The organism is Mucilaginibacter sp. P4_A11 (assembly GCF_056402535.1).
This window is the reverse complement of record NZ_JBFUHE010000023.1, coordinates 49,304-62,099: the sequence shown is the minus strand read 5'-3', so window position 1 is coordinate 62,099 and position 12,796 is coordinate 49,304. Positions and strand designations below refer to the sequence as shown.

The 12,796-nt window shown below is 42.2% G+C and carries 13 protein-coding genes; 6 read left to right on the top strand and 7 right to left on the bottom strand.

Annotated elements, in window-relative coordinates; genetic code table 11:
- The first annotated feature begins 15 nt into the window (after window positions 1-15).
- Window positions 16-969, top strand: a complete 954-nt coding sequence (locus AC1DUD_RS29170) for a DUF1735 domain-containing protein (protein ID WP_477381136.1) — start codon at window positions 16-18, stop codon at window positions 967-969.
- Between the two features lie 246 nt (window positions 970-1,215).
- On the opposite strand, the gene AC1DUD_RS29165 is transcribed toward AC1DUD_RS29170, so the two are convergent.
- A complete protein-coding gene (locus tag AC1DUD_RS29165; RefSeq protein WP_477381134.1) occupies window positions 1,216-2,439 on the bottom strand; it encodes a CehA/McbA family metallohydrolase in 1,224 nt (407 codons plus the stop codon).
- Between the two features lie 305 nt (window positions 2,440-2,744).
- On the opposite strand from AC1DUD_RS29165, the gene AC1DUD_RS29160 reads away from it, so the two are divergent.
- The 3 genes from AC1DUD_RS29160 to AC1DUD_RS29150 all read left to right on the top strand — a co-directional run bounded on the left by AC1DUD_RS29160 (window position 2,745) and on the right by AC1DUD_RS29150 (window position 4,742).
- Window positions 2,745-3,383, top strand: a complete 639-nt coding sequence (locus tag AC1DUD_RS29160) for an START domain-containing protein (RefSeq protein ID WP_477381132.1) — start codon at window positions 2,745-2,747, stop codon at window positions 3,381-3,383.
- A 72-nt stretch (window positions 3,384-3,455) separates the two neighbouring features.
- Window positions 3,456-4,391, top strand: a complete 936-nt coding sequence (locus tag AC1DUD_RS29155; RefSeq protein WP_477381130.1) for a DUF5996 family protein — start codon at window positions 3,456-3,458, stop codon at window positions 4,389-4,391.
- A gap of 102 nt (window positions 4,392-4,493) precedes the next feature.
- Window positions 4,494-4,742 carry a hypothetical protein gene (locus tag AC1DUD_RS29150; protein ID WP_477381128.1) on the top strand — a complete coding sequence of 83 codons (249 nt, stop codon included), beginning with the start codon at window positions 4,494-4,496 and terminating at the stop codon, window positions 4,740-4,742.
- Here the strand turns inward: AC1DUD_RS29150 and AC1DUD_RS29145 are convergent, their stop codons facing one another.
- Together AC1DUD_RS29145 and AC1DUD_RS29140 are read right to left on the bottom strand one after the other, a co-directional pair.
- Window positions 4,743-5,297, bottom strand: a complete 555-nt coding sequence (locus AC1DUD_RS29145) for a hypothetical protein (RefSeq protein ID WP_330861975.1) — start codon at window positions 5,295-5,297, stop codon at window positions 4,743-4,745. It abuts the gene before it with no gap.
- 156 nt (window positions 5,298-5,453) lie between these two features.
- Entirely contained in the window at window positions 5,454-6,002 is a 549-nt protein-coding gene (locus AC1DUD_RS29140) for a fasciclin domain-containing protein (RefSeq protein WP_477381125.1), read from the bottom strand.
- Window positions 6,003-6,228: 226 nt separating this feature from the next.
- Here AC1DUD_RS29140 and AC1DUD_RS29135 point away from each other — a divergent pair, with 226 nt between their 5' ends.
- Complete coding sequence (locus tag AC1DUD_RS29135) at window positions 6,229-6,459, top strand: helix-turn-helix domain-containing protein (RefSeq protein ID WP_477381123.1); 231 nt, start codon at window positions 6,229-6,231, stop codon at window positions 6,457-6,459.
- Window positions 6,460-6,588: 129 nt separating this feature from the next.
- On the top strand, window positions 6,589-6,981 hold the full coding sequence (locus tag AC1DUD_RS29130; protein ID WP_477381121.1) for a hypothetical protein: 393 nt from the start codon (window positions 6,589-6,591) through the stop codon (window positions 6,979-6,981).
- Window positions 6,982-7,011: 30 nt separating this feature from the next.
- Here AC1DUD_RS29130 and AC1DUD_RS29125 read toward each other — a convergent pair whose 3' ends face one another.
- The 4 genes from AC1DUD_RS29125 to AC1DUD_RS29110 all read right to left on the bottom strand — a co-directional run bounded on the left by AC1DUD_RS29125 (window position 7,012) and on the right by AC1DUD_RS29110 (window position 12,778).
- Window positions 7,012-7,620, bottom strand: a complete 609-nt coding sequence (locus tag AC1DUD_RS29125; protein WP_477381119.1) for a TetR/AcrR family transcriptional regulator — start codon at window positions 7,618-7,620, stop codon at window positions 7,012-7,014.
- A gap of 55 nt (window positions 7,621-7,675) precedes the next feature.
- Window positions 7,676-9,223, bottom strand: a complete 1,548-nt coding sequence (locus tag AC1DUD_RS29120) for a DHA2 family efflux MFS transporter permease subunit (RefSeq protein WP_477381117.1) — start codon at window positions 9,221-9,223, stop codon at window positions 7,676-7,678.
- 375 nt (window positions 9,224-9,598) lie between these two features.
- Window positions 9,599-9,970 (bottom strand): VOC family protein, encoded by a 372-nt coding sequence (locus AC1DUD_RS29115; protein ID WP_477381115.1) that lies wholly within the window; start codon window positions 9,968-9,970, stop codon window positions 9,599-9,601.
- A 129-nt stretch (window positions 9,971-10,099) separates the two neighbouring features.
- A complete protein-coding gene (locus AC1DUD_RS29110) occupies window positions 10,100-12,778 on the bottom strand; it encodes a DUF7133 domain-containing protein (protein WP_477381113.1) in 2,679 nt (892 codons plus the stop codon).
- Between the last annotated feature and the right edge of the window lie 18 nt (window positions 12,779-12,796).

The following is a 12,796-nucleotide window of genomic DNA, read 5'->3' as shown; positions in this document are numbered from 1 at the left end:
AAAAATTGACACAACATGAAAAAGAATATATTTATTAAATACTTGCTTGTTGCCGGTATCGCGTCTGTTGCCTTTTTTTCAGGCTGCCGGAAAGAAACTGCTGCTGATAAAATTGGCGGACAAGCAGCTAATAACGGAAAAACCCTGGTTGGTTTCCCTACAGGAATGGAAAACACTACGTTTTTTGACCCTTTTACAGATCTTAAAACTGTTGATATTTTCAGTATTAAAAAGGATGCTAAAGATAACGCTGACCTTATGAAGTCAAACAATTTCGTAGTGTCCCTGCTTCCGGGCGCAATTGATAACTTCAATGAAAACAACGACACCAATTACGAATTGTTACCAGCTTCTTTTTACACGGTAGTATCGGCACCCGATCTCTCTATTTCTGGCAATAATTACACCTTTAAATTTACAAATGGTGATTTTCAGAAAACATTTTCTATCAAAATAGATGGAAGCAAATTAGATCTATCAAAAACGTATGCGCTACCTTACAAACTCACCAATTCGGACGGTGTTGGCATACATGATGCGAGCAAAGACACCTTATACGCGATCTATGCCATTAAGAATTCTTATGATGGTAAATACACGATAAGCGGCTCAATAACAAGATTTATAGACCCTCCACCTACTACCGATAACGTCTTAGGTGGTACATACCCTGATGGCGTCACCATATCGCTGGCAACCATCGGCAAGTATGCTAATAGCTTCTCACTGCTTTGGGCAGATGGTAAAACAAGTGTAGGTGGTGTAGCTGGTTTAAATTTAGTTGTTAATCCAACAACCAATAAAGTTACAGTTTCGGCCACAGGCAACTCGGCGGTAAAAAATGATCCAGGCTCAGATAATTATTATGATCCCGATGCCAAAACATTCCATCTTAAGTTTTCATGGGGTGCTGATGCAGATCACCAACGAAAGGTTGACGCAACTTTAAAATACTCTGGTTCACGCTAATAAATCACAAAAAGAGCCGCCTTGCATTTTTCAATGCGGCTCTTTTTATATCCTGTTACATCACAATAATTGGTGATAACATACTAACCTTATCTAAACTAAACAAATCCGTATTGAACGGGTGTTTCAATAATTATTTAAGAAACACCAACACTTTAACTGCAGCTTCGTTCTTTTAGTTAATAGTTAAAATAAAAAACCGTACACAGTAAGCTCGTGTACGGTTTTCTTTATTATATGAGGCTATCAAAAATTGGGATCGAAATTAAAACAGATCGGGTTTGACAATCCTACCATGTTCCCGCTCAACGCTGCCGATTGTGGCACCTGCGGGTAAGGTGTAGCCGGCCCCTCAACTGTAACTCTGTAATATGTACGGCCAGCAATTGCCGGTGTGTCGGTAAATTCAACCACCGGTGTTTTTCCATCCATTTTTAAAGTACTAAAAGGGTTGCCGTTTTTTACTATATTAATGGTGTAAGTGGTATCCTTGATACTGGTCCCGGTTAATTGGACTTTGAACTTAACAGGCTTACCAGTTGCTTTTACGTTATCGCCCATCATCATATCCATTTTGTTATCACCATTTAAATCAGCATAAAACTCAACACGTGGCGCATATGGGTTTGAACTTATAGACACCCTGCCGTTGGTTAACGCATCGATGACAGCTTGTTTAGTACGCGCAGTAGCAAATACCCATGTAGTAGGCGTTCCGGCGTAATTGGCTTTGGCCTGGTACGTGTTAGGGCCTGCCTTTTCATCTCCTACAGGCACGCCGTGATGAGCGTCGCTCCCTCCCCTGCCGGTCAGCTTGCGGCCCGATGACAGCATATCATCCCAGATCATGATAGCATTGGCATTTTTTGACCATATTGCCGAGTTCCATACTTCGATAGAATTGACCATATCATATGAATATCCAAAATGATCTTTACCGCTGGGGTGATTAGCCGACAGATGGATGCCTAGGCTATTCTTTATACGCCCAACAACTGTATCGCGCTGATCACGCACATCATATAATTTTTGATGATCATAAGGTTTAGCCGAAAAGGCGTTGCCATGGCCTCGGGTGGTTGTCCACTCTGCAGCGTATAACAATAATACCGAATCTGATTTAAACTCCGGATCTACCCAGGTGTTGTGGGCTACATCCCCTTCAACGTGGTTATCATGATCAGTGATAGCAAGGAAATCAATCCCCACTAATTTGCAGAAAGTGATGATCTTCCCGATTGAATTATTTGATGATTCCTTACTATGCCGGGAATGCATATGCAATTCGCCTTTGAGCCAAACACCGTTACTGAGGCTGGCCGGAGGCGGTAACGTAACCAGTGGTTTGGGAGCCCAGGGGTTTACATGAGCTGATTGCCCCAGTGCCGGGCCGCTGATGCAGCCCGCCATCATAACCATTAAACCAGTTTTAATTAACAGCCCAATTTTCCTGTTAGTTTTTAGTACCATAAGTAATTTTTTGTCGATCTTTTTTGTTGCGTAATAAATTTTTGCGGCCAACTTAGTCCACTCATGTTAGCTAAGCGTTAACAGGAGCAAATGATATAAGAATGTGACATGAATAAAAAAGACGTTTATTACTGGTCGATACAATTCAGCAACCTTACGGATAGAAGTTCTAATTTCCCGGTCTAACCTTGTATTTAAACCAAACGATTTGCAATCCCGATTGTAGTCAATAAGGATGATGAGATTACTGCACTGGCAATAACCCACGTCAGCATGTACTTTGATCTAAATAAATAAAAAGCACTATGAAGAGCGGATGCACAAAGAATATTCTGAATGGATTGTGGCTTATTAGCTGTTTTTTATTTTTCTTACCTACGTGGCTTTACGCCCAGGGGAAATGGGAATTAAAACGAAATGAAAATGGCATTGAGGTTTATTCCAGAACACCTTTAACAGGCAACCTAAAAGAGATACACGTAATTTGTGAATTTAACACTACCAAAACAAAACTGATAGCAGCATTAAAGGATATCGATCATTATAATGACTGGGTTTATAGTACCAAGGAGAACAATATGTTGAAAATTGTGTCCCCCGATCAGTTTATATACCATTCTGTATCCAATTTACCCTGGCCATTGAAGGATCGTGACCTTGTGGTTGAATTGAGTGTACTTCCCGCCGAAAAACATGAACAGTTTCAGATCCAGGTAAAAAGCCTTCCGGATTATCTACCCAGGGATAAAAAGTATGTGAGAGTGCCCTACTCTCTCGCATTGTGGAACGTAACTATAAAAAATGAAAATGAACTAAAAATCGACTATACATTTAGTGTGGATCCAGGCGGAAGCATTCCTGTTTGGTTGGTAAACAGCACCTTACCTATTGGCCCATATAATTCATTTCATAAATTAAAAATGCTTTTGGAACGCCCGCTTTAATTTTATTTGATTGAAAAGACAAGGTAACATTGGCAAAACATTAGTAATTTAGGGTTAAGTGAAACTATACCTATGAGCAATCCAATTACAACAGGCTGGCCCAGGCTTGATTACCATGATCTGAAAGATACTATTGCAAGTGTTCATATGTGGACCCAGATCATTGGTAAAGTGAGGCTAAAACAAATGCCCTGGATCAATCACTCCTGGCAAGTTACCCTTTATGTAAGTGCTACCGGCCTAACTACCGGCAGTATGCCCTTTGATGCTGGTGTCTTCCAAATCGATCTTGATTTCATTAGCCATACGCTTAATATATTTACCAGTACCGGAGAAAAAAGGTCGTTTGGGCTTGGTACCGGAAGTGTAGCCGCCTTTTACAAATCACTGATGGATAATATCCGTTCGGTTAATGCAAGCGTAGAAATATACGCGGTACCAAACGAAGTGGAGCCGGCCATTCCTTTTGCCGAAAATCATACGCCATGTAATTATAACGCCTCCGCCATGCATGACTATTGGCAGGCACTGGTGAGGGTCCATAATGTTTTTACCGAGTTCAGGGCTGGGTTTCAAGGCAAGAACAGCCCTGTACATTTCTTTTGGGGAGGATTTGATCTTGCCGTAACCCGTTTTTCGGGCAGGCCGGCACCTAAACACCAGGGCAGTGTTCCTAACATGCCGGCAATAATAATGCAGGAAGCTTATTCGCAGGAAGTAAGTTCCTGTGGTTTTTGGCCCGGATCTGATGCTTTCCCGCATCCGGTTTTTTATGCTTATTGTTACCCGACTCCGGCGGACTTTAGCAAACAGCAGGTGTCACCTCCTGAAGCATTTTACAGCGGGGAGATGGGTGAGTTTTTATTGACTTATGAAGTTGTTTCCAGGTCAGCCGATCCAGAAAAAACACTGCTGCAGTTTTTGCAATCTACCTATGACGCTGCTGCCATAACAGGAAATTGGGATAAAGATCTGCAATGTGATCTGTCCGCTCTAAAGAATGCCTGACATTTTTACGTCAGGGCTTTGAGACTAAAGGGTACACACATTTTTTTCATTTGTTTTTATCCCTACAATAAATTAACTTTAATTAGCAATAATTATTTGATTATGAGCCAATTTCCAGACCCTGATGAAACCCCCACTCCCGAAGAAGACGGTCAAAACATACCTGATATATGGGATATTAAAACATCAGGTAAGGGCCGCGTAGGCAGGTCAGATCCCAATCTTGATGAAGCTATGCCTTGCGCCGAAGACAACGAGCCTTATGAGGAAGGTGATTTCGGAACACCTGGTTTATGGAATGGCGATGATCTGTCATCATCCGAGCAGGGAGACTACCTTGAAACCGAATAATCAGGAAGCTATAGTTGCGATAGCAAAAGCAATCCCCATAACTATGGGCGAAAAAAATATCGCTCTTAAGCAAAGAATGTACATTTTCCACCTGGTATCATTTTTTTTAGTATTTTTTTCAATCCGTTCCTTAAAATTGATGATTTCAACCTTATAAAAAGCTAATATCCTGTCATCATCACCAAGTTTGTCATTGAAAAACCCGTTGTTAAAGTATGCTTCGGGGCTTGTGCCGGGTAAAAGATATTCGCTTGGCGTTACACTTTCCAAAATAAATATCAATCCCAATATCAGAAAGTAAAATATCCCTACTACGGCTGTAAATAACAAGGTATCTAAATGAGGGTTATCCTTCCACCTGCCAATAGCATAAGCCACAAGGCCGATTAAAATACCAGAAACAAGCGTTAGCAACCCGTTTGAACGCTCGTAAATTCCCTTTGCCGTTTCCATGGTGTGGTTATAAGATTTTTCGGCCTGGTCAAATATGAACTTTGCATCCTCTATGGTTAATTTGTTCAGCCAATCTTTTTTTTCCTTCCAGAAGTTTTCCATACGCATACTTTTAACCTAATTTAAAGTTAATCTACCGTAATTCATACAAAATCAACTAAATACAACTCAATTCATCTTTCCCCCGGGCATCCCTGAATAACAAAAGCCCGGCGCTTTTAAGCAACCAGGCCCTATTCAATTAAACATGAACTCTTACTAGTTGGGCATTAGTACAGTGTTAACTACATGGATAACACCATTTTTTTGAAATACATCGGCAATAGTGATCCATGATTTACCACCTTTTTCATCAACAAGGTATAGCTTTTTGCCTTGTGCCATAACGGTAAGTGTACCGCCAGCTACAGTTTTTAGTTCGGCTTTACCCATACCCGCCTTAACTTTAGCCCATAAATCTGTCGAGCTTAAACGGCCTGCCACTACGTGATAAGTAAGTATCTTGGTCAGCATTTCCTTGTTCTCTGGTTTCAACAAAGTTGGAACGGTCTCTTTCGGCAGTTTATCAAAAGCCTCGTTGGTTGGTGCAAAAACGGTGAACGGGCCATCGCCTTTCAGGGTTTCAACCAGGCCTGCTGCCTTAACAGCGGCAACAAGTGTAGTGTGATCCTTTGAATTTACCGCATTATCAATAATATCTTTAGTTGGGTACATAGCTGCGCCGCCTACCATTTTGGTTTGTGCGTTGGCTTTGGGGACTACTGCAAAAGCTACTAATGCAAAGGCCGCGATGATCATTTTTTTCATAAATTATTGTTTTAATTAGTTTGGATGAAACTACGGCTCACGGCAACCAACAGATTCGCAATCAACCAAATTAAATACAAAACCATGATTACCAACACATTAACAACACCCTATTTTAGAGTAAGAAGAGATCTTAGGTATACAAAACAACTCAGCTGTTTATTACGTGCTTTTCCAATCCGGGGTGATCACAATTACGTTTATAATTGAAACCAGCAAACAACAAATGCTTACCGAAAAACTTATAGCCAACAGGATCCGTGCAGTGAGGGAAGAAAAAAATTACACTCAATTTTATGTTGCCTATAAACTCAACGTATCGCAAAATACATTCAGCAAAATTGAATTAGGCAATGTTAAGCTCACCCTTACCAGGCTCATTGAGATAGCGAAAATTTTGGAAGTTGATCTGGTGGACTTTTTAAGAGAAGAGCATTTGCATATTATCGCCAGATAAAATCGTCCCTAAAACATTTTCAACCTTCCAATTACTCACTTCCATTTTCCATGGGGATCAATCATATATTTTAGGAATATGAGTTTGATCGCAAATTTTTCGATAAATTCAGCCCGGTTATAAACAATCATGAAAACTACAACGCTGGTATGCCGGATATTACTCGGTTCACTTTATTTGATATTCGGGCTCGATTACTTTTTACATTTTATCCCTTATCAACCGCTGCACACTGGTAAAGCCGGAGCTTTCATAGCTGGATTAAAAGGCACGGGCTACTTTTACCCCATGCAAAAGGTGATACAAATAGTGGGAGGGCTTTCATTGATGTTTAACCGTTATGCGCCATTTTCGGCAGTGGTACTTTTCCCCATCAGTTTGAATGTATTGCTGTTCCATACTTTTTTAGTGCCATCTGGATGGCTTATGGGCGTCACCTTGGTAGTGCCTAATCTCTTGTTGGGTTATGCATACCGCAAATATTACAGTGGAATGTTTACGATGAAAGCAGTCGGAGAGTAATGAATACTGAGGTACCAACCAAGAACGCTACTACCCCTTCAGGCTCTGCCCTATCCACAGCGGGATCAGCTTTTTCCTTTCCTTCATCATCGCTACAAATTCGGGTGCATCAAAATAGCCAGCCTCCAGTTGCCTTGGACGCACAAGGAACGGAAAAACGATCATCCCTGCAATATTCCACATCAGGTTAATGGGATGAAATTTAATAACGCCATCGGTCTGCATGGCATAAAGCTGTTTTGCAAAAAAAGAATCAGTTAACGTTTTAACCTTTTCAACCATGGGTAAAGTGGTTTGCCCTGCAAGTACCTCGTTCACCATAAAGAAAGGAAAATCAGGGTTTTCCAAAAGCTGATCAATATAGTATCCTACACAAGTTTCTATCTTGTCGATGGCAGTAGTGGTTTCATCGTTTAAAACCGGTTCAATTTTATCGAAAAGCTTTTTGATGGTTTCATCCATGATAAACGCAAAAAGATTTTCCTTACTCCGAAAATAGTAGTTAACAGATGCTACGTTGGTATTGGCCTCGGTAGCTATATCCCGTACGGTAGTAGCCAAGAAGCCCTTTTTGGTGAAGATATTTCTGGCCGCATTCAATATTTTCTCTTCGGTTGTCGTTTCAGCGATTATTGTCATGGATGATATATGTTTTCAAATTTACTCATTCAAAAACATATATCATCCAGGGCGATTAATGTGAGTCGGCCACGGCCTTTTGTCCTTTTACAATTGGCGCCAAAAATATGAGCGGAATTGCCGCCAGCATCACCCAGCCAACCACCATGTAAGCGTCGTTATAACTTAACAACGTGCTTTGCTTATTAACCGTACCGTCAATAGCTGCATAGGCCATTTTTGAGGCATCAAAAAATGATTTGCCCTTAGCCATGAACCCATGCAACAGGGCGTTATACCTGTCGGTAAAATAGTTATTATATGGGTTGATATTGGTTAACAGATTGTTGCGGTGCGTTGCCACGCGGATATGGATCAGCGTATTTAAACCCGCTATACCAAACGAACCGCCCAGCTGGCGCATCATATTGTTTAAACCTGTTCCCTGCCCTATTTCGGCACCTTTTAAACCGCCGATAGCGATAGTGGTAAGCGGTACAAAAAGCAACGATAAACCGATCCCCCTGATGGCTAAAGGCCAAAAGAAATCGCCGGTACCTGATGCCAGCGTTGAGCCGCTCATAAACCAGGAGAAAACAAAGAACAATATCATACCACCCACAGCCATAAATTGTGCGGGCAGCCCTTTATTAAGCATAATCCCTACAAAAGGCATCATCATAATGGTGAACAAACCGCCGGGCAGCAAGATCTCGCCGGTTTGTTGCGCCGAAAACCCCAGCAGGTTTTGGCAAAAAACAGGAAAAACAAACTGCGACCCATACAAACCCACGCCAAGGATAAAAGAAGTAACCATCCCCGCCGAAAAACTGCGGTGGCGCATGATCTTGAAATTAACAATAGGATGGTCGGTACTTAACTCGCGCCATAAAAAAAGCAGCAAACCTATAACCGCTGTACAGGTAAGTACAATGATATAGGTGGTGGCAAACCAGTCTTCGTCCTCCCCTTTTTCCAATATGGTTTGTAAACTGCCAACGGTTATAGCCAGTAATGCAATCCCCCACCAGTCGATAGGTTTATCTTTCCCGTCTCGGGATGTTACTTTTACATACATTACCGTAAATATAGAGGCCAGGATCCCCACGGGTATATTAACATAAAAGATCCAGCGCCAGGCGGCATGGTCGGTTATGTAGCCGCCAATTGTTGGGCCTATGGTTGGACCAACAACAGCGCCTAATCCAAACAGGGCTGTGGCTGTGCCTAATTGCTCTGCCGGCCATGTTTCAATCAGTATGGCCTGTGATGTTGAAAGTAAGCCACCTCCCGCTAAACCCTGTAAAATCCTGAAACCAACAAGTTCGGTCAGGCTACTGGCGTTACCGCATAAAAACGAAGCTATAGTAAATACAATAATTGAAGTTAAAAAGTAGTTTTTGCGCCCAAAAAAACTACTCAGCCAGCCCGACATGGGCAAAATGATCACGTTTGCCACACTATACCCTGTTACTACCCAGGCGGCATCGGTTATGGTGGCCCCAAGGTTACCCTGGATCTGGGGAATGGAAACGTTAACTATGGTGGTATCTATTAATTCTAACAGTGAGGCTATAATCACCGTGATGGTAATTATCCACTTTTTAAATCCTGACTCGGCCATTTGATAAAAGTTTTGTGTCGTAAATGATGGCACAAAATTAATCAATCGTTTGATTAAAACATTTGTTTAAAATAATTGTATAAATTATTACGGTGGAGTGACAAGCAGATTTTTAAAGAAGATCACAAGACAGGTTATAGCCGGAGTAAGCCCTGCCGGATTGCGGGGTTAATACTTAATGTATTGATTAATTGCAAAGGATTCTTTTAGGGGAGGAAGCCGGTTAATATACTCATCACACACCGGGCAACCTGCATATATCAGGGCCGCTTACATCAGTAGAAAGCACTTTTCTGAGCCCGGAAACATAATAACATTCAGGTTAAAACCGGAGGTTGATACAACTCTTTTTGATCTTTCGACCGCAAAAGGGAACTAAGCCTTATTAAAAAACTCTCCAAAATGCCAAAGTATACCGGAGGGATCGTGTAAAAAACATTCCCTCCCCCATTGCTCGACGCGAATTGGGGTTAATTTAACGCCTTTATATTTTGAGGGCAGATCTAAAGCTAACAGTTCATTCCAATAGCGGGCAACATCGTCAACTTCCAGAAAGATCATGGTATTATCTATCCAGTCTTTAACGTAGGCGTTTTGCAAGTAAAAGGCGAGTTGGCCGGTTTTAAAAACCGACATATTAGCGTCAAGCACAACTTCGTCGAAACCCAGATCGCGGTAAAAACTACGTGATATTTCAAAATTTTTAGAGCCAATGAACGGCCTGAGCGATAAAGCGTTGTGTTGCATAATTGGTTGGGGTTGAAATCAGGCCGGCAACCTGCTTAATTTTGCTGCAGATTGCCGGCGACTAATTAAATACTAAGGTACTTTATAGCTACTGATTTTCAAACAAGTCCTTAGGATTAACCTTCGCTCCTAATTTTTTTGCTGAGAAAGAAAAGTAACAAGTGATGCAAACTCATCATACGATAAGGCATTGGCAAGGCCTACTGGCATCATGGATGTTTTCAATTCCTTCCGGGTAAGCACATCGCTTGATTTAATCGTGAATACATCTCCCGTTATATTTCTCATCACTATTTTTTGGGCAGACTCATCTGTAATAAATCCCATATAATTTTTATTGCCTTTAGCTGTTATCATCACTGTGGCAAACCCCTGCGAAATAGAAGCACTGGGCTTTAAAATGGATTCGGCAATTTGCTGACGGTTCATGATCGAACCGATCTGTCCCATAAAAGGCCCCTTTAACTTTTCGCCCCGGGTGAGGCTATGACAGGCTATACAGCCTTGCTGTGCAAAAAGAGCTTTTCCCTTCTTCGGATCACCTTTAACTTTGGCTAACATCAACATAACATCTTCAATAGATGTACTGCCAATCTGCCCTTTTTTATTCAGGATCTTTGCCAAATCCACTTTGGTTTCTTTTGTTGCAACGCTTTTTTCCTCACCTCCAAATGCGGTGATACCCATTTGATGGCGCTCATTCAGATCAGCATAAAATTGTTTGCCTGCGGCGTCCGATTTGGCCCGTTCAAGTGTAAGAAATTTTTCAATACGAGGTGAAGCTTCCCAGGTTATACCTTTGTAAATAGGCCCATGTGAATCTGGCCGGGTACCCCACCACCATGATGCATCATAAGGTGCTTCCTGTTTATAAAGGCGAGCCAGGGTTACCAGTATTTGTTTCTTAGTTTTTGGATCTCTAATTTTTGGATAAGCAGTAATCAAACCATTCACCGCCTTTGCGTCATACATGTATCGTAATGCCCATAATGCTAATGTTGAATTGGATGTTCCAATTGCACTAACACATGCATCAACCGCATTCATACTCACAAGTGCCCTTACAGCTAAGTGGGCCGGTATTATGGCTGAATTAGGCGTAGCGTGCGGACCTTCTGTATTTTTAGCAGGCGCTACAAAACTTGCAGGAACCTTCGTTTTAAGCAATTCAATGGCTGCCTCTAAACGGCCAAGTCGGCCAAGGCCGATGATTGCTGCTGCCTGCACACGCGGAGAGGGATCTTTCAGTCCACTTAAAAAAGGAGCTATTGGTACCTGCTCTATTCCGGCTTTTCTATCGGTTAATTCACGTAGTGCAAATTCCCTCAAGGCTTTATCATGAGTAAGTTGTACAAGGTTGGCTATTCCACTTTCCCTGGCAATTTGGGCGTAAGTAAAAAGTGCGGCCGCCCGTGCATATAAAGGTGCGCCTGCGTCTGATGCAATTGCAAAAGCCGCTTTACTACTTTCGTCTGCCGGCCTCATAATAAGTTCCTGCGAGGCGTTTAACCTGGCAACAGCGCTTTCTGATTTTAGCATATTGGTTAAATCGGTTATCGACATCGCCTTAACATCAGGAAATGCCTTATATGACCATCCATTTGGTATGGCCCTGATAACATAGCCCTTTGATGCACTGCCTGAATATCCGGCTCCATCCCAGGCCGAGAGGTAAAGCCTTCCGGATCCATCCACATCAAGATCGGTGATTTGGGGAAGTTCAATAAATGGTTCTTCTGCTTGCGTAAAGCTGGCCCCATCGGGCTTTACCCTGTTTATATAAAGTTCGCTCCGTCCCCAGTCGGCGGTCATAGGCACATGATTGTATTTCTCCGGCCAGGTTGGCTCATCCATAAACAATGAACCTGTACCCGAGCCACCACCCAAATCAACCAGCCCCGGCAAAATTTCATCAGTAAAATGTTTAAATAATAGTGGATAACCGTATTCGCCAGATTGGATATGATGCGAAAAACGAATATTCCAGCCGCCACCATCATTGGTATTATCGCGGGTAAATATATTCATGTACGGATCAATAGCAACATCATAGATATTGCGTGTGCCGTGGGTATAAATTTCCATTTCCTTGCCATTAGGTCTAACCCTTATGATACCGCCACCCAGCATTGTCAATTTTCTGCCATCGCGGTCGATAGCATCATGAAAGCCGAAATCGCCCACAGCTATATAGATCCAGCCGTCAATTCCCATACGGATACCGTTAGTAGCATGGTCTGTTCCGCGTTCGGCCAGCATGTGCGCATTACTTAAATGTTCAATAAGCGGCTTTGGAGGCCCATCGGCTATACCATCATGGTCTTTATCTTCAAAAACTTCGAGAATCATGCCATTAGCTTTGCCTGTTTCTTTCGAAAAAACTGTATGAAGCACAAAAACCTGGTCGCCCATGATGAGTATACCGCGCGGATCGTCAACATCGGCAAAATCAGTATGCTTATCTAACTTGCCATCGTTATCGCTATCTATAAGTTTAATTATCCGCCCCTTGCCGGGATCTTTGCCCAGCGACCCCATCATATCAACGCCAACAAACACCTCACCGGTGGCTGCTACTGCTAAACAAGCCGGGCTTGGCGTAATATCAGGGCCCGTAAACCTGGTGATCGTAAAACCGGCGGGCCAATGAAGCGAATCGCTTTTAGAGTGATTTAAGCCTTTTACTTGTGTTGAAGCTAAAACACCGTGCTTAGCTGGCTTCACTTCGTTAATACTGGTATTGGCGAAATATTTGAATGTAAGCAAAAAGGATATGCAGATGAACAGGGTCAGGGAAAACTTTAACATCGTTAATTATTGGTTATA

Coding starts and splice junctions, on each gene's coding strand:
- AC1DUD_RS29170 (WP_477381136.1), top strand. CDS start 16: ATGAAAAAGAATATATTTATTAAATACTTGCTTGTTGCCGGTATCGCG.
- AC1DUD_RS29165 (WP_477381134.1), bottom strand. CDS start 2,439: ATGGTACTAAAAACTAACAGGAAAATTGGGCTGTTAATTAAAACTGGT.
- AC1DUD_RS29160 (WP_477381132.1), top strand. CDS start 2,745: ATGAAGAGCGGATGCACAAAGAATATTCTGAATGGATTGTGGCTTATT.
- AC1DUD_RS29155 (WP_477381130.1), top strand. CDS start 3,456: ATGAGCAATCCAATTACAACAGGCTGGCCCAGGCTTGATTACCATGAT.
- AC1DUD_RS29150 (WP_477381128.1), top strand. CDS start 4,494: ATGAGCCAATTTCCAGACCCTGATGAAACCCCCACTCCCGAAGAAGAC.
- AC1DUD_RS29145 (WP_330861975.1), bottom strand. CDS start 5,297: ATGGAAAACTTCTGGAAGGAAAAAAAAGATTGGCTGAACAAATTAACC.
- AC1DUD_RS29140 (WP_477381125.1), bottom strand. CDS start 6,002: ATGAAAAAAATGATCATCGCGGCCTTTGCATTAGTAGCTTTTGCAGTA.
- AC1DUD_RS29135 (WP_477381123.1), top strand. CDS start 6,229: ATGCTTACCGAAAAACTTATAGCCAACAGGATCCGTGCAGTGAGGGAA.
- AC1DUD_RS29130 (WP_477381121.1), top strand. CDS start 6,589: ATGAAAACTACAACGCTGGTATGCCGGATATTACTCGGTTCACTTTAT.
- AC1DUD_RS29125 (WP_477381119.1), bottom strand. CDS start 7,620: ATGACAATAATCGCTGAAACGACAACCGAAGAGAAAATATTGAATGCG.
- AC1DUD_RS29120 (WP_477381117.1), bottom strand. CDS start 9,223: ATGGCCGAGTCAGGATTTAAAAAGTGGATAATTACCATCACGGTGATT.
- AC1DUD_RS29115 (WP_477381115.1), bottom strand. CDS start 9,970: ATGCAACACAACGCTTTATCGCTCAGGCCGTTCATTGGCTCTAAAAAT.
- AC1DUD_RS29110 (WP_477381113.1), bottom strand. CDS start 12,778: ATGTTAAAGTTTTCCCTGACCCTGTTCATCTGCATATCCTTTTTGCTT.